The 19,171-nt window shown below is 36.4% G+C and carries 15 protein-coding genes; 10 read left to right on the plus strand and 5 right to left on the minus strand.

Annotated features, from left to right (window positions below; all coding sequences use genetic code 11):
- Positions 1-171: 171 nt before the first annotated feature.
- From IGI52_RS01965 to IGI52_RS02010, 10 genes are all read left to right on the plus strand, one after another.
- Positions 172-3,927, plus strand: coding sequence for an MSCRAMM family protein (locus tag IGI52_RS01965; RefSeq protein ID WP_438780284.1), 3,756 nt, complete (start codon positions 172-174; stop codon positions 3,925-3,927).
- A gap of 7 nt (positions 3,928-3,934) precedes the next feature.
- Positions 3,935-5,872: a SpaA isopeptide-forming pilin-related protein gene (locus IGI52_RS01970; RefSeq protein WP_438782210.1), complete on the plus strand. Its 1,938-nt coding sequence runs from the start codon at positions 3,935-3,937 to the stop codon at positions 5,870-5,872.
- Positions 5,873-5,931: 59 nt separating this feature from the next.
- Positions 5,932-6,762, plus strand: a complete 831-nt coding sequence (locus tag IGI52_RS01975; protein ID WP_438780285.1) for a class C sortase — start codon at positions 5,932-5,934, stop codon at positions 6,760-6,762.
- Positions 6,759-7,544: a pilin N-terminal domain-containing protein gene (locus IGI52_RS01980; RefSeq protein ID WP_438780286.1), complete on the plus strand. Its 786-nt coding sequence runs from the start codon at positions 6,759-6,761 to the stop codon at positions 7,542-7,544. The genes IGI52_RS01975 and IGI52_RS01980 overlap by 4 nt, the downstream gene beginning before the upstream one ends.
- 135 nt (positions 7,545-7,679) lie before the next feature.
- Positions 7,680-9,884, plus strand: coding sequence for a glucosaminidase domain-containing protein (locus IGI52_RS01985; protein ID WP_438780287.1), 2,205 nt, complete (start codon positions 7,680-7,682; stop codon positions 9,882-9,884).
- A gap of 4 nt (positions 9,885-9,888) precedes the next feature.
- Positions 9,889-10,431, plus strand: a complete 543-nt coding sequence (lepB, locus tag IGI52_RS01990) for a signal peptidase I (RefSeq protein WP_438780288.1) — start codon at positions 9,889-9,891, stop codon at positions 10,429-10,431.
- 13 nt (positions 10,432-10,444) lie between these two features.
- Entirely contained in the window at positions 10,445-11,221 is a 777-nt protein-coding gene (locus IGI52_RS01995) for a hypothetical protein (RefSeq protein ID WP_438780289.1), read from the plus strand.
- Positions 11,222-11,273: 52 nt separating this feature from the next.
- A complete protein-coding gene (locus tag IGI52_RS02000; RefSeq protein WP_438780290.1) occupies positions 11,274-12,944 on the plus strand; it encodes a hypothetical protein in 1,671 nt (556 codons plus the stop codon).
- A gap of 211 nt (positions 12,945-13,155) precedes the next feature.
- Entirely contained in the window at positions 13,156-13,923 is a 768-nt protein-coding gene (locus IGI52_RS02005; protein ID WP_438780291.1) for a helix-turn-helix domain-containing protein, read from the plus strand.
- A gap of 59 nt (positions 13,924-13,982) precedes the next feature.
- Positions 13,983-14,339 carry a VOC family protein gene (locus IGI52_RS02010; protein ID WP_438780292.1) on the plus strand — a complete coding sequence of 119 codons (357 nt, stop codon included), beginning with the start codon at positions 13,983-13,985 and terminating at the stop codon, positions 14,337-14,339.
- Positions 14,340-14,674: 335 nt separating this feature from the next.
- Here the strand turns inward: IGI52_RS02010 and IGI52_RS02015 are convergent, their stop codons facing one another.
- The 5 genes from IGI52_RS02015 to IGI52_RS02035 all read right to left on the minus strand — a co-directional run bounded on the left by IGI52_RS02015 (position 14,675) and on the right by IGI52_RS02035 (position 18,792).
- Positions 14,675-16,006, minus strand: coding sequence for an ISL3 family transposase (locus IGI52_RS02015; protein ID WP_438780293.1), 1,332 nt, complete (start codon positions 16,004-16,006; stop codon positions 14,675-14,677).
- Entirely contained in the window at positions 15,975-16,421 is a 447-nt protein-coding gene (locus tag IGI52_RS02020) for a transposase family protein (RefSeq protein ID WP_438780294.1), read from the minus strand. Before IGI52_RS02020 ends, IGI52_RS02015 begins: the two co-directional genes overlap by 32 nt.
- Positions 16,422-16,598: 177 nt before the next feature.
- Positions 16,599-18,158 (minus strand): IS66 family transposase, encoded by a 1,560-nt coding sequence (gene tnpC, locus IGI52_RS02025; RefSeq protein WP_438780295.1) that lies wholly within the window; start codon positions 18,156-18,158, stop codon positions 16,599-16,601.
- 99 nt (positions 18,159-18,257) lie between these two features.
- The gene (gene tnpB / locus IGI52_RS02030) at positions 18,258-18,614 is read right to left on the minus strand and encodes an IS66 family insertion sequence element accessory protein TnpB (RefSeq protein WP_216411126.1); all 357 of its coding nucleotides are present in this window, start codon (positions 18,612-18,614) and stop codon (positions 18,258-18,260) included.
- The gene (locus IGI52_RS02035) at positions 18,586-18,792 is read right to left on the minus strand and encodes a hypothetical protein (protein ID WP_270791438.1); all 207 of its coding nucleotides are present in this window, start codon (positions 18,790-18,792) and stop codon (positions 18,586-18,588) included. The genes tnpB and IGI52_RS02035 overlap by 29 nt, the downstream gene beginning before the upstream one ends.
- Between the last annotated feature and the right edge of the window lie 379 nt (positions 18,793-19,171).

Below are 19,171 nucleotides of genomic sequence, written 5' to 3' on the forward strand. Positions count from 1 at the left end.
CCGTCAAACTCCGTCAGTGCCTCCGATAAAAGCTTAATAAATCAATACTTTTATACAATTCTTGTTTCTACTAAAAACAAGAAAATTTTCAAACAGGTGGTGGTTCATGGGGAATTCTACAAAAGCAATTTATCACGGCAAAAGAGCAATGATGACTAAGGAGGGTTAAAGTTGAAAAAGAGGGTTACCTCTATTATTACTGGGATATTTATCATGGCAACCATTTTTTCTTCTCTCAGCTTAACAATTAGGCCTATAAGAGCAGAAGAGTCTTCCTCCTCTGAAGAAACGTCAGATCTATTTTTTTCAAAAATTTCAGAGGATTTTCCTATTAACACACCCATTACAAGCGAATTAAATGAATCTATTTCGTTGGCTATCAATAGAACAAATAATTCTTTTAAAGAAGCACAGTTCCAGATTTCACCAGATATGGAACTGGATATGGCTGGAACAAAAAAATTGATAAATGAAATGTACCCAAGTCTCGACGATCCTGGAGCAGTACTTAGACAAAAACAGGATCAAATCATGGTCGATTTCGATCTCGGAAAAAATCTTCTTAATAAAGTTCCGTTTATTATTGTACCAAAAAAAGAAGGAGAAATGAAATTCAATGCATTCTCGAACGTAAATAATCATATTTACAAATCTGCGAGTCTATCAATTCGTATCAAGGAGAATCAACTTGAAGATATCGAAAACAAAGATACAGTTTCCTCTACTACAGAAGAAACCACAAAAATAAGTCCACGATCAGGAACTATTGCTGCTGACTTAGATATCTCTCCTGTAAATGAAAATGTTTTGAGTGGAGATGATGCATTATATAAATTAGTGTTCAAAGTCACTGGTGCATCAACTAGATATAAAAATGGAGTCATTTCAGTACAAATTCCAACAGATTATCAATTATCCTCGGAATTATCGGATTTGAAAATCATGGACATTGTGCCAACTTTAGAACCTGGAAATACTTTGATTTATAAGATAGGCGATGTAGAACCGGGAAAAACTTATGAAACGATCATTAAAGTGAAGACAGAAAATGGAACGACGATAAACGGCACAAAAGTTACATTAAATTCAGAATTTACAGCTGATCAATTTGAAGGGAAGGCTAAAGATGATGCCACTGTAAATATTATCTCATCAACAACGTTATCGAGTTCAAAAAGTTATATGAAAACACAAGACAAATCTGGAAGCACAATTGACACAATTCCTACAGCAACAAATATAGGGATATGGCAAGTTAAAGTTTCTGCACAAAACAAGTTGTCTGGTTTGGCATTTTTGAAACCTGGACAAAAAATAAAAATTATAGACACAATTCCATCTGGTTTGACTTATATAGATGATGACTCAGGCGGTGTCTATGATTCGAAAACGAGGACCATAACTTGGGAGATAGATACACCAACTCTTGCAATGCAAAAGAACGCTGTAGATTCTTTGTTTGATCAAACTATTAATATTCGCTTGCAATTCGATTCTGATATTTCAAATTTCGCATCGTTTACGAATACAATTCATTCAGAAACGATTAATATTAGTGATCAAACTATAAGTAGTGATGCAGAAAGTACTGTAACTACTGGAATAAGCGATCCATCAGGTGTCGATGAATCTCCTGGCTATGTTTGGTCACCAAACCACTCAGGACCAATAAATGGTCGAGGACAAACTGGTATTGGCAACGCAGATCCTCTAGTGTATGACTCTGCAGATTTATCCTTTGGAGTCTATGTTGTTCCATTTGTTGCAGCAAGTTTGACCAAAGATTTTACTAAATATGAGTTAACATATAATGTTGATCCTAACATGAACGTAGAAACAATCAATGTGCCTAATTTTAAATACAGTCCATTATCTACTATTGATAACGGACGTTTTCCAGAAGATAAACAACCTAAATTAGATGTTTATTTAACAATAAATGGATTGGAGAAAAAGTATATAACAAATGCTAAACCAGGAAAACATTATGACAAAAAAGACCTTGGTTTGACTGATGGGACACACGTGCAAAAAATCCGGATCAATTTTACGTATGCTCCCGCAGGAATGTTAGCCGAAAATGGTGGTTTTTTCTTCCATTTCTCAATAAAGAAAGGTTTTGTCGGGACAGTAAAAAACACAGTGGAATATGACGTTTCAGGTTATAAATTAAATGGAGAAGTATCACAATGGAATAATTATTCAGATATGAACGAGGTCACTAAATATACTGGTTATCGGACAGCTGAAGTTGTGGCTACTCCACCGGACACCATTCCAATCGCACGGACAACAATCGGGTTAGATAAAGCTCCTGGGGGGATTGTCCAACAGGGTGAAAATAGGATAACCGGTAAATTTGGAGCAGTCTCAAGTTCTATAACAGCTTTAAATAAACCTTTCGAAGGAGCTATCTTACTTCCTAAAGACATCAAAGTAAACGAATCTAATCCAGAATATCAATTAAAAAATATCTATGAGTGGGATAGTAAAACAATTGATGGCAACAATGAAAACGGAACAATTAGAATTGTATCTAATAATTTTAATAATACAGGAAGACAGTTGGTTAGAATTGCATGGGATGACAGCATAAATCCACCTGGAAAAGTGATGTCTTATGCTTTTAATGTGATTATTGGTAGTTCAGTGTCTAACCCTATTCAATTAGATACCTATGGCTATTCTGGAAATCCTAAAATTGGAGTTCCTTCTGGTGCAGGAACTCTCACCGATTCTTATATTGAAAAAGATACCAATGACTTAAACCAGAATGGAAAGACAGACGACTTACGCGTGAAATCGTCTAATAAGTATACACTACTTAAAAATAATATGTTGGAAACGAAAAAACAAGTCAAAGGCTCTTTAGACAGCACCTTTTCGGACTTTGGCCACACAACTCCTGGTGGAGAAATAACGTACAATGTGGAACTTACCAAACGTAATGCTGAAGATACAATTAACAAGTTCACTTTGATCGATGTTTTACCATCTATCAACGATTTAGGTATAACAGATGGTGTCTCCCGAGGTTCTCAATTTGAACCTGTACTAACAGGACCGTTAGTACTTTCTTGGCAAACAGATGTAGATATTCTTTATTCAGAAAGCAGAAATCCTTCTCGTGAAGATTTAACAAAAAACGTTGTTTATCCAGAAACGACTACCCATTTGGTTGACCCTAAAGATGCAGAAAATCCTAATTGGAAAACAGAGGAACAGATTACAGATTGGACTAAGATTCATAGCTACATGATCAGGTTAAAGGATGGAGTCGAATGGAAGGGCCTAAGTAATTTAGTTTATAGTTTCAAAATGCAGGCTCCGCTAAAAGATCAAATAACAGATCCTAATCTATTGGATCCAACTGTTAACGATTATGACCGTGCTGCTTGGAATTCATTTGCTTACCAGGAGAACACGTCTCAAGTAATTGAACCGCTTAAAGTTGGGGTTGTTATGACGGATACTTATAAGTTGGAGCTAAAAAAAGTAGATCAAGACAATCAAAAAACAGGACTAGCTGGAGCGGAGTATCAATTGATGGACAGTGAAGGTAAAGAAATAGCAAGAAAATTGACCAATGAAAGTGGAGAAATCAATTTCGGAACAATCTTACCAGGTAAATATACGCTAAAAGAAACAAAAGCACCAACAGGATATCAACTAGCAACAAAAGTGTATGAACTCACAATTGATGGCTTAGGAAACTTATATGTAATGAATAAAGATGGGTCCGTGATTTCTCAAGGAAAAGCAGATGCATCGGGTATCATCCAATTAGTGTTAGGCGATAGGAGAAAAAATATGTTGCCAGAAACTGGTAGCAAACTTCTAATCAGCTTTATTAGTATTGGTGGTTTACTTATCCTGACAAGTTTAGGATATGTTGGCTATAAAAAAAGAGATGAACGAGGAGTGTAAAAAAGTGATGAAGAATAACACAAAAACAAGCAAGTATAAAAAAATGATGGTGACATTAGCAGCGACTGCTGCTTTAGCACCATTGGCAGTGTTACCAAGTAGTTTCCATCAGGAAATTGCTTCTGCGTATGCAGCGGAACAGGCAGCACCGGCAACATCTAATTTAATTGTTCATAAAGTTCAATACACGGGGGAGAAACCACAAATTACGAATGATGGTAGTGAACAAACATTACCAAGTGGCGTAGAAAATTTTGATCCTAGCAAATATGGGGATGTTAAATTCACTTTAGTGGATGTAACCACCTATGCGAAAACCAAAAGTGTAGATGATATTCAAGCAGAGGTAAACGGATTAACACAAGCTCAATATAATAATTGGATCAGTACAAATGGGACTTCTGTGGGTGAAAAATCTGTAGGTGCAGATGGATCTGTTAACTTCAATGACTTGGCTGCTGCAAACTCTGATGGGTCGGGGCATGTCTATGTCATTCTAGAAACAAAAAGCGCTAAAGGGCTCGTGAATCAAATTGCTCAACCAATGGTAATTAGTTTACCAATGACGAACAAAGCAGGGGATGGATTTCTGAATGATGTCAATATTTATCCAAAAAATGAAGTCCAAGATCTTGAATTGACTTTGGTCAAATACAGTGAAGCAATCAAATCAGGTAATCAATTACAAGGAGCAGAGTTCGATCTATACCAAGGACAACCTGGATCTGGAACAAAGATTAACAAAACACCATTAACTTCAGATACTTCAGGTAAAGTATTAGTCACAGGATTGACAAAGGGAGACTACTATTTAGTCGAAACGAAAGCACCAGGAAACCATGTGATTAGTGGGAGTGCTAAAAATAATGCAGATAATAAATTAACTTTCTCAATCACAGATGATGGCGTAGATAAAGATTCCTTGCACATTGATTTTGTAAACTATGTAAAACCAGATAGTGAGAAAAAAGTAACCAACGGAACAAATCCGACAAATGAAGAAAATAAAGATAATGGGAAGAACTCATTTGGAGTTGGTGATGCTGTAGACTATACAAATACGATTAAAGTTCCAACAGATATCGCTGGAGGAGAGATCAAAAATGGCGAAAATGATGTGACAACAAATTGGTACACTGTCTTCAACTATAAGGATATCGCGGGTACCGGGTTGACTTATAGTGGTAAAGACACAAGCGTAACGGTTAAAGGTTCTGACGGCACTGTCTTAGAATTGGGTAAAGATTATACGTATAAGGCAGAAACCAATGGTTTCGTGATTGATTTCATTATCAATAATGGAAAAGTAAGTGACAAAGTTGCTGCATTGGCTGGGAAAGAAATCACTGTGAGCTATCAAATGACGATTAATGAAGATGCCAAAGTAGATACCGCTTTAGAAAACAGTTTTGACTTATCGTGGAATAATAATCCGACACCAGGAACTGATTCAGAACATATAACAGGAAAAATACCTGTATACACTGGTGGAGCGAAATTTGAAAAAGTCGATGCCCAAAATAGTGCAGAAAAATTGGCCGGAGCAAAATTTGTACTGATCAATTCAGAAGGTAAGTACTTCGATGGTTGGGGTGATGTGAATAGTGATGGTATCAAAGAGGCTAAATGGTCAGATACCCAACCAACTTCTGGGGATGGCGTTTTGGTTTCTGATAGCGATGGTAAATTTGATATTGCAGGTTTGGAATACGGCAACTACAAACTGAAAGAAATTGCTGCACCTGATGGATATGCAATTTTAACAACAACAAAAGACTTTACAATTTCAGATCAGACGTATGTGGGCTCATTAAATACAATTGATAATACAAAGAAATCTGAATTACCAATTACCGGATCAACACAACTAATGATTGCTATTGTTGGTGGTATTTTGATGGTCACAGTTGCAGGCGTATATTACAAAAAACGTGTGCAGCACTAATCAAAACTGAAGCCAGAGAAACCGCTTCTCTGGCTTTTCTCTAGAAGGGATGGCTTTTTTTGAAACGAAAATTCAAGTTTGTGGATTTTATTTTTTTATTAGTCGCGGTAGTAGGTATCGGTTTTTTATCGTATCCGTTTTATGCAGACTATAAGTTAAGTAAGTCTCAGACCATGTCCATCCGAACCTATGAAACGAAAGTCAAAAAGTTAGATCAAAAAGAAATTGCTAATCAGAAGAAAAAACTTGAAGAAGACAATGAAAAGCAAGAACAAAAAACTAATACAAAAGATCCCTTTGGAACAACCAATAAGATTGATGTAAAAAAGACTAAGTTACCAGCTGTAGTAGGGATTCTCGAAATTCCTAAAATAAATCTGAAAGTTCAGATTTACCCCACCACAAATGAAATGGCTTTAGAAAAAGGGGTTGGCGTATTAGAAGGAAGCTCCTTGCCAGTAGGCGGAGTGGGAAAACATTCAGTAATTACTGGACATCGAGGACTTTCATTAGGGAAAATGTTTACAGATCTCCCAGATATAAAAAATGGAAATCATTTTTATATAAAGGTATTGAAGGAAACCCATGCCTATAAAGTAGATCAAATAAAAACGATAACCCCAGAAGATATGAGTCATTTTGAGAAGAGTCCTATGAAAGATTATGTCACTTTGGTGACCTGTACACCGTTAGGAATCAATAGTCATCGTTTGTTAGTCCGCGGTCATCGAGTGCCCTATAATCCTTTTGAAAAGGACAAATCCAAGTTTTGGACATTCAAACATCTTTTAATGGCGGGGATCACAGGAATCGTTTTTCTTCTCTTAATGAGTTATCTGATACAACGATATAGGAAAAGAAACAAAAAAAGGGGGTTGAATAAAACATGAAATTTTTAAGAACACTCGTAGTTTTAGGGTTGGCATTTGTCACTATGTACGTTTGTTCGACATCTGTTTCGGCAGAGGGTACTGAAGGAACACAGGTATACATTCATAAATTGATTTTACCTGATGACAAAGAAGGAAACTCGCTGGTTATCAATAATAGTGGTCAAGAACTATCAAAGGAAGAATTGCAACAATACCAAGGACTTAATGGTGTTGAATTCAGTATCTACGATATAACAGATCAGTTAAATGAAGAATTAGGAAAAAACAACTCATTGCAAGAGGCTCAAAAGACCCTTATTCAAAAACAGTATTCATTAGAAACTATGCAATCGATAGCACAAACAACGACTGCGACAGTAGAAGGAAAAGAGGGCCTAGGTTCATTTTCGTTGCCAGATGATGGAAACCAACATGCCTACTTAATTGTTGAATCCAAAACACCGGAGAATGTAAAAGTAAAGGCGGACCAACTAGTACTGATCACCCCTTTGTATAATGAGTTTGGTAATCCAATGAAAACGATCCATATCTATCCGAAAAATATTTCGAAAAACGTTTCGCAAATAACACCAAACTCACCGAAAGAAGATGAACCAAAAGACAGTAAGGACTTTCCCACTTCAAATGGAACAACAGATTATTCTAAAAATTATCCTAGAACAGGGGAAGAAAAGCATCAAATGTTCGGGATAGGTGCGATGTTGATCATCCTAGCAGGGTTCTTGTTCTATATAAAAAAGAATTTAATCAGTGAAAAAAAGAACAACTACCTTGAATAGTGAAACAGGGTTTTTCTTTACCCTGTTTCTTTCTTAATTATTTTTTGTTTTTACTAATTCTTCAATTGTTTTTTAATGATCTGAAGAGGTAGTAAAAGCAGTAAATAGTAGTAAAAGTCATTAGGAGGGGACTACGTGAAAAAGAAATATATTGGAGCAGGATTATTAGTAACTTGTATTGTTGCCATACATAGTGTTCAGGGAACAGACCTTCATGCAAGTAATTTAACAGTAGAGAGCTCACAAGAAAAAGTAATTACAGAAACAAGCAATGAAACAACGAGTACAAGTGAATATTCCGTCAATACGTCAACAGCAAACACTACGAAAAACAATAGACACCAAGAGCAAATCGGAACACTCAAAACCAACGAATCAAAAAGTGCTCAAGCTGATACCCAACAAAAAGATACTAAGGAAAGTGACAGTAACACGCACAATTCTTCAGAGGAATCGACGCCTTCCACAAATAAGGATACTTCTTCCTCAATCAAGGAAGAAAGTAGTACTCAAAGCAGCAAAGAAAGCAGTTCATCCAAGCAAGCAGATTCAAGTACGAAGGGGAGTAGCACGTCGCGAATCGAAAACTCTGAACAAACTACACCATCTTCAACTACAGAAACAAGTGCAGGTATTACTACGAGCACAGATAAAATGCAGACAGAAACCACCAAACCTTCTGCACCTATATCAGATGTACCAGCAGAAATTCCTAAAAAAAAGGAAGTTTCCCCAGTCAAAGAGGTAACAATACCAGAAGTAGCTTCTACTCCTTCTACTGGACAGTTTCCGACAATTAGAGAGAATACTGACTTATCCAATCTTACTACTGTAGAATTAGATCCTTCACTACGAGTAAGTGAAATGGCAGAGTCTGATTTGAATGGCTTTGAATTACCATTATTATCTTCTTTCGAATCAAAAGAACCAGCCATTTTTGTCTACGAAGGGATCAAACAACTAGGGAAAGAAGCGGCTGAAGAAACGCTGAATGAAGAGAGCAATCAACCTGAACAATTAGAATCGAGTTCTGAACAAAACGATTTTAAAGACCCGAATCAACTAATCGATTCCCTTACAAAAAGATTATTCGATCAGTCTGTGGATCAGATACAGAAATCAAATCGGTCTTTTGAAGAGAAAGAAATTGGAGATTTATTATATGAAAACGGCTCTTTAAAAGGAATTTACTTAGGTGATTCCCGATATCTTACTGTTGATAAAAAAAATTTAAAAGAATCAACAGAAGACTCTTTAACTGTGCAAATAAAAATATTAGAGAATAAAGAAAAGAATCAGTCGATTCAAAGGATAAACTTTCCTACATTAACAGATTATGGAAAGGGTCTTGAAAAAAGTTATCCTGCAAATATGAATTATCAAACAAATGAACAAACACAAGCGTTTATTCAAAAAATTGCAGAAAACTCTCAAGACCTTGGAACGAAGTACGACGTATTTGCTTCTGTTATGATTGCTCAAGCTATTTTAGAAAGTGGTTCAGGGACGAGTACCCTTTCCATGTCACCTCATTATAATTTATTTGGAGTCAAAGGTAGTTACCAGGGACAATCGGCAGATTTTGCGACACAAGAGGATCGTGGAAATGGTCAAATGTATAGCATTCGTTCTTCTTTTAGAAGCTACCCAAGTTACGGAGAATCTCTGGGGGATTATGTTAGCTTAATTCGTGAAGGTATCCAAGGAAACAAGGCTTACTATGAAGGGTCGTGGCGATCAAAAGCAAAAAACTATTTAAAGGCAGCAGATAATCTTACGGGTAAATATGCTACCGATACAACGTACAATCGAAAAATTAGTTCTTTAATAGCTGCGTATCATTTAACTCAATATGATAAAGAGAAAAAGGCAACAACACCCATATCAGTTGGAACGACCTGTGCGGTCTTAACTGGGAAAAATACGATACCTGAAGAATATAGAAAACGAATGGCGATTCCGGAATATGATGGTAAAAATTATAACACCTCCGGTTCGTATCCGATAGGGCAATGTACATGGTATGCCTATAATCGAATGGCACAACTGGGTAAGCCGGTGGATGAGTTCATGGGGAATGGCGGTCAGTGGGGAGCTAAAGCACGTTTGCTGGGTTATTGTGTGACGAGTGAACCTAAATCAGGTTATCTTGTTTCCTTTACTCCAGGATCAGCAGGCTCCGATCCAGCATATGGTCATGTAGCCTTCGTAGAGGCTGTTGGACTGAATGGCATTTTGATTTCTGAGGGAAATGTGGTCGGAGGGACAACTATTTCTTATCGAGTAATCAACAATGACTTAGCACGTTCAAGTTTAGTAACCTACCTTTCACCAAAATAAAACTATGAATATTAATCATCGTAGAAAAAAAAGAAAGCGCCAGCGGTCAAAGTTTTACTTAGGTTTCTTGGCTCTCATTCTTTTAGGATTTTTAGTTTATGGAATCAATCATTATAAGATCCATAAAATCGATGGGACATCTATGACCCCTACTTTGACAAGTGGGGAACGAGTCCTTGTAAAAAAGAATATACCTATTTCTCGATACCAAATAATCGCCTTTTCAAAGGTAGGTGAAGAGGGTTTGCTCGTTAAGCGAGTAGTAGGAATGCCAGGAGATTCATTTATTGTTCAACAAAATGAATTGATCTTAGATTTGAGTCAACAAGCTACTTTCAGAACTACTTATCGCATACATTTAGATTCAAAAACAGCTAAACAATTACGAATGATGACGAAAGTGCCCAAAGCACAGTATTTGGTTTTAGGAGACAATCTAGAAGTTTCAAAGGATAGTCGATCCTTTGGATTTATTCAGGAAGACGCGATAGAGGGAGTGTTAGTGACACATTTAGGGCCTATGCAATCAAAGGAAGAAAGCAAATAGAAGGGAAAATACTATGTTCGTATTAGGAATCATCAGTTTCATTTTTATCGTCTTAGCCATTGTTTTTTTGGGTTTTCGTTTCTTCGTTAACTATAGATTAGACGTGATACAAAGAAAAGCGGATCAATCAGAGCTGTTTCAAAAAAAAACGGCCTATATAAGAAAGGTAGAAGATGGAAAGCATGTTCGAGCCCTTCTCTTAATCACGTTGATTTTAGGATTGAGTACTTTAGGACTTACTACGGTTGCATTCATTCAACAGTCCGTCATCCAAACAACAAAAACGGAAGTGTCACAATTGAAGGAACAGTTAACGTTGGTAGAACAACAACAAGAACAACTGATTAGCAACGTTCCTCTGAAAAACTATCCAGAAGGGGGAATCGGGATAAAAGAGTATGACTGGGAAAAACTATTCGCAGGAAAAGAAGGGTCGATGTTACAGAGTAAAATCGAATCTGATATTTCTCAAAGACTAGTTCAATATTTTGGTTTATCAAACATGGTTGTTTCTCTTGATATCCCAAGTAAAACATTATCTATTAACCTTATGGGGCAGACGGATAATTCAGCAAGTAAGGAAACAATCAAAGAAAATGTAGAAGCATTTGTTAAAGAAGCAGAAGATATACCTGGACTTACTCAAATTCATATTCAATTAGTAACGACAGTGGGGAAGACGAGCAAAGTGGTCTATAGCGCGAATTACACACGAGACAAAAACAAGGAATCATTCAAAAAAGTAAATGATTCTGAACGGAATGTCAAACGGGAAGGTGGGAAAGGATAGCATGGCAGTGAGGCAACAAAAAAATAGGAAATGGTTTTCTACGAGAGCACTAATGGAGTTTATCGATGATGTCCCAGAAGAACAATTAGAAGAACTGACCGATCCTCCTTCTGTAAATGAAACGGATGTCATACAACAAAAGGAAATCGAACAATTAAAAGCGAAAATCCAACAAATAGAATCAGAAAAAAAAGAATTAGAAAAACAGAAAAAAGAGCAAGAGCTGCGTATTCAAGTAATCAAAAAGGATTCTGAGCGTAAATATGGACAGAAAATTGAACAATTACTACTTGAAAAAAGTGAACTGCAGCAAAAAACAGGTGAAACACGCAAAAAAATTACTCAACTTCAGAAGGAAAAAAAACGTCTTGAAAAACAAATAAATCAAGCAAATGATCGATATTCAAGCGATCTGAATGAATATAAAAGGCTGCTTTCTCAAGAAAATGAACGCACAAGAAAAAGAGAAGAAGACCAGTACAATAGCCAACAAAATGAAATAAGAAGAGTTCAAGAAGCGTATTGTTTTTTGGAAGATGAGCTGAATCGGATCAAAGAAGAAAAAGAAAAAATTGAACAGCAACTGGTAAGATCAGAACAGATTCTTTTTGATGAAGAAAATCGATTGAGTCAATTACAAACGAAAAAGCAAGAACAGTTAGAAAGAAGGCTGACCCAACAGGAGGAATTGTTAAAAGAAAAACAGAATCAAATTGAAGAGTTGATAGATGAAGAAGAGAGATTTGGAAATAAAAATGAGTACTTTGAACAATTAAGAGTTGCGCTTTCTAATAATGAACAGCAAATTGCTGAAGTAAAAGAGAAAGAGGAAGAACTGATTGCAGAAAATAAGCGATTACTCGAACATTGTGAAACGTGTAAAAATGAGTGGCAGATACAAAAAGCTCATTTACAAGAAAATAATAACTACTTAGAAGAAGAAAATAAAGAATGGCTTGAAAAAAGCAAAAAATCAAAAAAGGATATTGAAGAAAAAGCGGAGGAATTATATAAAATGACGGAAGAAAATAAACAATTGAAAACGACATTGGATGATGCAAAAAGTGAAATAGAAGCATTGAGACAACAATTAACGAGTTCTAAAGAAGCAGAGGAACGATCAAAGAAAGAATTGAGCAAACAAAGAGCGGGTGTTGAGAGTCACTCACAGGAGTTGATTCAAATTGATACGTTGGTCGAAGAAAAGAAAGCTTTGACCAGTGCTTTGTATGATGCACACGAAGAGATAGCAAAAATGGGAGAGAAACTAGATGGGTTGGAAAATGCTTCAACAGAAGCACGAGAGCTACAAGTCAAATTAGCGAATACAGAACAGCAATTGATCCAATTGAATGAAAAACAAGAGGATGAAAAAGAGAATCCAGAGCTGATTCAAGCAAAAAGACAAGTCAATGAGCTAATAGAACAAAATGAAGAGTTACGGAAAGAAGTTGTTCAATCCCAACAAGAAATTGGAGAAGTCTTGATTTCTGCGAAAAAACAAGCCAACCGTACAGTAGAGGAAGCAACCCTTGAAGCTCGTCATATGATTAGCAGCGCAGAATTGGAACTTGAGAACATAAGCAATCGAGCGAAAAAAATATTTATCCAAGCTTCGGAGTCAAAAGAAGGAGTCGTTTCGATGTATGATGAGTTGTTATTTAAAATTGAACAGCTGTCAAAAGGGAGTATTTTAAAAGAATCACCAAAAGAAAGTAATTGATTTGAAAAATAAGCAGGTATGGGGAGGGGACGATTCTAGTTTTATTTTCTATTGTTTAAAGAAAAACCTGTCACTTCTCTGTGATTTCTTTACCAAGAGTTATTATAGATTAGCTTGTCTTAATATAGTACAATCAAGTAGGATAAATAAGTTTTATCATTGTGTCAACACGATATTATTAAGCCTAAAAAGAGGTAAGAATGAAAAAAAAATGTCTGAAATCCTTTCTTTTATTTCAGAAGTGGCAGTTAACAGGAAAATGACAAGTGAGGAAATAGCAGAATATTTCAGCTATGATAAGTATCACTTTAGTAGGAAATTCAAAGAAATAAATGGATTCAGTGTAGTTGAATTTTTATCCAGTTTAAAAGTTGAGAAAGCGATCATTGAACTTAATGAAGAAAAAAGAATAATTGATTTACAAGAACATTCTGGATTCGAAAGTAGTGGTAGTTTTACGAATACTTTTAAAAAATATACAGGTAGTACACCTAAAGACTATCAAACAGAAATGAGTAAAATGTTTTGTGATATTAAAGAGTTTGAAAATGATAGTAAAGACAAACCGCTTGATTATTTTGCAGAAAAAAATGAATCTTTTGTAATCGTAAATATTGATGCTCCGAAAGAATTTGAGAAGGGCTTAGTATTTATAGGTCTTTTTCAAACATTAATACCTAATCACATGCCTATATCTGGATTAGCAACTACAAATCTAAAAGAAAATAAATTGAAGAATATTCCAAATGGAGAATTTTACTTATTAGTTTGTGCTATAAATAACTCTCATGATATTCTGTCATATTTTAATTTAGAGAACAGTTTAAGAGGCAAAGAAAATGAAAAATTATCTTTTCCAGAAAGCTCTGGAAATAGCTTTACTATAAAGTTGAGAGAACCGATATCAGAAGATCCACCAATATTAATTAATGTAGGCAAACTTTTAGTTTCATGTTTAAAAAAACACAATCTAGAATAATATTACTTGCTTTTGAAATGGTAAAATACTTGTTAGATGATGAAATGGAGGAATTAATTATGGGATTAAACACGAAAAGTATCACTGTAGGTCTACCGGTAAGTAATTTGAAGAAATCTGCTAGTTGGTATAAAAAGGTTCTTATAAGTGATGAAGAACTTATACCTGTTGAAGGCGTTATTGAGTATCCAATTGGATCTGTTTGGATTCAACTTTTCGAAGGAAAAGTAAATGTTTCAGAGAATGTCTTACGTTTTGAAACTGAAAATATAGAAAAAGAATTTGAGAGGCTTAAAACTCTTGAAGTAATAACTGATGAGGTGATAGAGGATGTTCCAGATATAATTCGTTATTTTGATTTCTCTGATCCGGATGGCAATAAATTATCTTTTTATTGGTTGTATTCTCAAGAATAGATTTTATTTAATAATCCCAAAACGATTATTGTTAATGGAGTTTAGAATATATTAAAATATTGCTTACACCGTTTTTATTAACGGTTTGTGTAAGTACAAGCGGACACTAAAAAGAGCAAAAAAAAGACCCCGCCCTACCAAGAGTAAGTTCTTCATTCAACCGACGAGCTAAAAACGTTTTAGTGGACTGCTTTAGCTTGTCACGGTGCTAGGTTGGAAGCCGCGCTTATACACTGCTAAATTAAAGAGTTTTGCTGTTACAGCAGCAAGGCTCTTTTTTTTGATGTGCGCCCTGCATGGGTGAAAAGTAAGCGTCAGATAGGTTCTTTCCAATTTCATGGGATTCGACGATTTTCCAATGATAAAACTTTTTTTCGTAATAAATTGAAACTGCACCGTCCATACATCTGTTTCTTTATGGTCTTTATCTTATTTACGCTACCTTCAGCTAAACCATTGTTATATTTATGAGTAATCGCATATTTGACTGCTGGGAAATCATTTAAGAGACTACCCACAAACTTTAATAGAGAGACATCATCAAAATTTTCTTTTACAGAAGACATCCAGCTTTTAAAAGACTCTAGATCTTGTTTTTTTAAACAATGACGAAATCTCCAAACTAATTCATAGAGTTGTTTGTATTTTGGATGCTGATTGAAAACTAATTCCAATAACTCACTATCAATGACGGGAACTTTCTCAATCGGTAAATAGAATAGTTTAATTAACCATTTTCGTTCTAATATTTCAATGGATTTCCCTTGATACTCTTCTTTAAAATGTTTATGAAGACGACGTTGCCGGGACATATATCCTCGAATAGCATCTACTGTTCCGGTATATCCTTTTTCAGAAATAATTTGAAAAATCTCTGAGTATGTTTTTCTTTCTTTACGAAGCGCAAGAACTTCTTTGCGATATTTTTCTAATTTACCAGGACGATCGATCCCATATTGTCCGCTGAGAGAAGAAGCATCTTTTCCTAAATATCTTACAATTGTTTGAGGCGTGTATCCTGTAATATCAGTTATTTCGGAAAGGGCAACTCCTTTTTTGGCAAGGGCTCTCACTTCATCAATTTGTTGTTGTTTTTCTTCCATTAGCTCATTATGATGTCGTTCCCAAAATATTGCTTTATCTTCCGGAATTTCCTTCTCCTTCATTTTTATATACTTGGAAATAGTTTTAAGGCCGAAGCCTGTTTTCATTCGAATTTCTTGCTGTGTCATACCGTCGGTATGCAGCCGTTTTACATAAATAATTTTATCTCTTCGTGAAGTATATAGAAGAAAATCTTCAAATTTTTCATTGGAAATCTCGATTGGAATCCTTGGCGGGAAAGAGTGTCGCATGGATGTTTGAGCGAGTTCACAAAGACGAGCAACCAAATGAAATCTATCGGTGACTTGTATTGCATGAGGGAATGCTTTCTTAATCGCTGCAGAGTATGTACGAGAACCATCACGTGACACCAGCTCAACACATTTGAATTTTTTAAGCCATTCGATCACATCCTCTTTTTCACGAGATTCCAGCAGGTCAACAATTTTCCCAGTTTTGATATCTACCATAATTGTGCCATAACGTTGGCGTTTCTTCAGAGCGAAATCATCAATGCATATTTCAGCTACATCATAATCTACGTGAATTTTTTTTTTGCCCAAGATAATTACATAGACTACTCTTCCTTACTATGATTCCCATTTCTTCAAGGTCTTTAGTCATACCTACAGAACTCCGACTTTCTGCTAAATCAACAATTAGTTTCATCAATCGTGTTGTTTTTTGTGCATTTCCTTCCCTAAAAGGGAACGTCTCAGAAAATGTTTTTTTAGAACAGTCAGGATTTTGACATTTGAATCTTCGTATAAGTAAATTTAAATAGACTGTCTTACTTTGAATCGGTAGATCTTGAATTTTAGTAGTATAAGAATCATGAATATTGGTGGATTTGCAGCGACATGTGGGGCACTTTGCAGAGGTAGAAATGGAAGAAACATCAAAGGTGATTTTCTCGTTTGTTATTTGACAGTCATCAACATGTAAATTAACGTCCAATGATAAAAGTAATTCTTCCAAAGAAATACGCCTCCTTATCATGTAACAGTAACTACCAACAATTAAATTATACTACATTTAGTAGTATATCATATCGAATCCCATGAAATTGGAAAGAACCGTCAGATAGTAAGGTGTATTAAAAGCCCATCAATCCTCCTGTATACTTAAGGATGATTGATGGGCGTGCTTTTTTTATTAATAGTTAGCTTGGCACTTTCTTTGAACTTCCTGATTCCAAGGCAAATAAGCTGCCAGCGCAGGTTTTGTTAAACTTGGCAGGTTGGGGATATTTTCAAATAAATAGATCAGATATTTTCTTGGATCTAAGCCATTTTCTACAGCTGTCCGTAGAATGCTCAGAATGATTCCTGTTGCTTGCGCCCCTTTTTCGCTTTTTGAGAACAACCAGTTTTTTCGACCGATCACCAATTCTTTGATGGCTCGTTCCGCGCGATTGTTCGTGGTTTCTAACCGTCCATCCTCTAAGAAAGTACACAATCCTTCCTTGTACTTTAGCAGATACGCAACGGCTTCTCCCAGTTTTGATCTTGGGAGAACACATAGATTAGATGCCCAAGAAAAGAATTCCTCCACGATGGGTTTGATCCATTGACTGCGCTGTTTTTGACGATCCGTTGGATCTAGATGGCGTAGTTTCTTCTCTTCTTTGAAAAGAAGGTCGCAATAGCGCTCGCCTAATAAGGCGGTGCTATATTTTTTGGGCTGTGAGCCGATCGCTTCATGAAATTTCCGACGAACATGTGCCCAGCAGTAAACATTCTTGATGCCAGCCATTTTTCCATAAGCTGCGTAAGCATCACTATGTAGATAGCCAGTAAAGTGTGTAAGAAAATTCTGAGGGATTTCATGTTTGCGCGATAATTCATGTTGGTAAAGAACAATGGGATAGCTTTCTGCTTTTCCAGAAGTATACAGCCAATAATAGGTCGTGGCTTTTGGAACGTCTAAGACATTGTAGTGCGTCTCATCCGCATGAATGACTTCTTGGTTCTGTAAGGTATCTTTTAATAGTTGATACAGCGGCGACAAGACGTAGTCTGTCGCCAGAAGATGCCAATGTGTAATTTTCTGGCGATCCAATGGAAAGCCAAAGGTTTTCCATTCGTTCTCTTGCCGATAGGCAGGCACTTTCTTGATATATTTTTCAACGATTGTCTGAGCTACCATCGTAGGACTGCCAAAACTATTATTGATCAGAGGTTTTGGTACACGAGCTTTCTTAATTGATGTTGTTCCATTGTCTTTTTCACATGTGCAACACTTGTACGCATGCTGGTGAAATAAATTTTTTTCAATATGAGCAGGAATAAATAGAGGTTCTTCACGGACGACGGTGGAGCCAATTTCAGTCATGTGAGTACCACAGGCATCACAAAGACAGTCTTCGCCCTCCAAATAATAGTGAAGATGGTTTGCGGGTAAGTGGGCAAGCGACAAGGCTTTTTTTCCTTTTGTCTTTTTCCGTCTAAAGCTCTTTACCTCAATCAATTCCTGGCTTTCCTGACCAGTCTGCTCTGGTTCCTTAAAAGGGTCTGTATCAAATAAATTTGTTTGCCCATCGACAGATGGCGTATCTTCTTTTTTTCGTCCATACATCTGACGCTGCATCGCGAATAGCTGTTCTTGAAGGTACTGATTTTGTTCAAGGACGAGTTCAAATTGTTCAGTCATTTCTTGGAGACGCTTCTCCAGTTTCTTGTTATCCAAAAGAAGCTGATTTCCCTTTTTAGTCAATCATTTACACCTCCACGCTTGATATCACCTGTTATTATTATACCATTTCTGACGACAAAAAAGTAGTAGAAATCGCATAAAACCAACGTTTCTACTACTTCAATAGAAGGCACCCTTGGTGCTGGAATGAATGGTTTTCTTCTCTTCGATCGAAAAGCCTATAAGCAGTCGTTTCAATTGCCGAACATCTAATTTCTTCATTTCTGAAGAGTTTTTCGGCCATTGAAGCCGACCATTTTCAAATCGTTTGTACAATAATAAAAAGCCATCACCTTCCCAGTAAAGTGCCTTGAAGCGGTCTGGTTTTGAGCCACAAAACAGAAAGAGCGAGTGATCGAAAACATCGAGTTGATATGTTTCTGTGACAAAGGCCGCAAGTCCATCGATTCCTTTTCGAAGATCGGTTTTCCCACAAACGATAAAGATATTAGGTACGTGAGTGAAGTCGAGAAGCATGGATGCTCAACTCCTTCATGATCGTTGCCAAAATATATTTGTCCGTTCCATTGTAGATGTAAGCTTCAGCTTGTCCCAATTTCACTCGAGCCGCGAGTTTTGATTTCGCTGGAGCAGTTGGCGACATCGGTGGATTTCGATCCACGATCTGAATAGGTACGATCTCTTTTTTCTCCATAGTATGCCTCCTGTAAGTTGATACAGTAAGTTTAACAGTCGGCGAAGGAGAAAACGAGACACCCTACTATGTGACGTTTACGGTGAAAACTTGGTGGTGACAGTCCATTACAGGCTTGGCAGTAGGAACTGTTAGCGAAAGACAAGGTGGCAATCGTGAGGTTGTGGCTGAAGGAAGTCGGACGCAAACTCACGAACAGAAACTAGATACAAGGCTGGCTTAGGTCGGATAAGTCTTCATCACAAGACAAAGTCCAATACTGTCCGAAACCTATACAGTAAATCTAGCAGTTACACGGGAGGATAGTTTTCACTCTTACCGGGGGAGATCTCATGAGGGTGTTGTGGGCGTTGAATGAAAACAAACCAGCACAACGATC

This window comes from Enterococcus sp. DIV0187 (genome assembly GCF_051713785.1).
Classification (GTDB): domain Bacteria; phylum Bacillota; class Bacilli; order Lactobacillales; family Enterococcaceae; genus Enterococcus_A; species Enterococcus_A avium.

Excerpts from the sequence above, each read along its gene's own strand:
- IGI52_RS01970 (WP_438782210.1), top strand. The coding sequence starts at position 3,935 with ATGAAGAATAACACAAAAACAAGCAAGTATAAAAAAATGATGGTGACA.
- IGI52_RS02005 (WP_438780291.1), top strand. The coding sequence starts at position 13,156 with ATGTCTGAAATCCTTTCTTTTATTTCAGAAGTGGCAGTTAACAGGAAA.
- IGI52_RS01995 (WP_438780289.1), top strand. The coding sequence starts at position 10,445 with ATGTTCGTATTAGGAATCATCAGTTTCATTTTTATCGTCTTAGCCATT.
- lepB (WP_438780288.1), top strand. The coding sequence starts at position 9,889 with ATGAATATTAATCATCGTAGAAAAAAAAGAAAGCGCCAGCGGTCAAAG.
- IGI52_RS01980 (WP_438780286.1), top strand. The coding sequence starts at position 6,759 with ATGAAATTTTTAAGAACACTCGTAGTTTTAGGGTTGGCATTTGTCACT.
- IGI52_RS02035 (WP_270791438.1), bottom strand. The coding sequence starts at position 18,792 with ATGGAGAAAAAAGAGATCGTACCTATTCAGATCGTGGATCGAAATCCA.
- IGI52_RS02010 (WP_438780292.1), top strand. The coding sequence starts at position 13,983 with ATGGGATTAAACACGAAAAGTATCACTGTAGGTCTACCGGTAAGTAAT.
- tnpB (WP_216411126.1), bottom strand. The coding sequence starts at position 18,614 with ATGCTTCTCGACTTCACTCACGTACCTAATATCTTTATCGTTTGTGGG.
- IGI52_RS02000 (WP_438780290.1), top strand. The coding sequence starts at position 11,274 with ATGGAGTTTATCGATGATGTCCCAGAAGAACAATTAGAAGAACTGACC.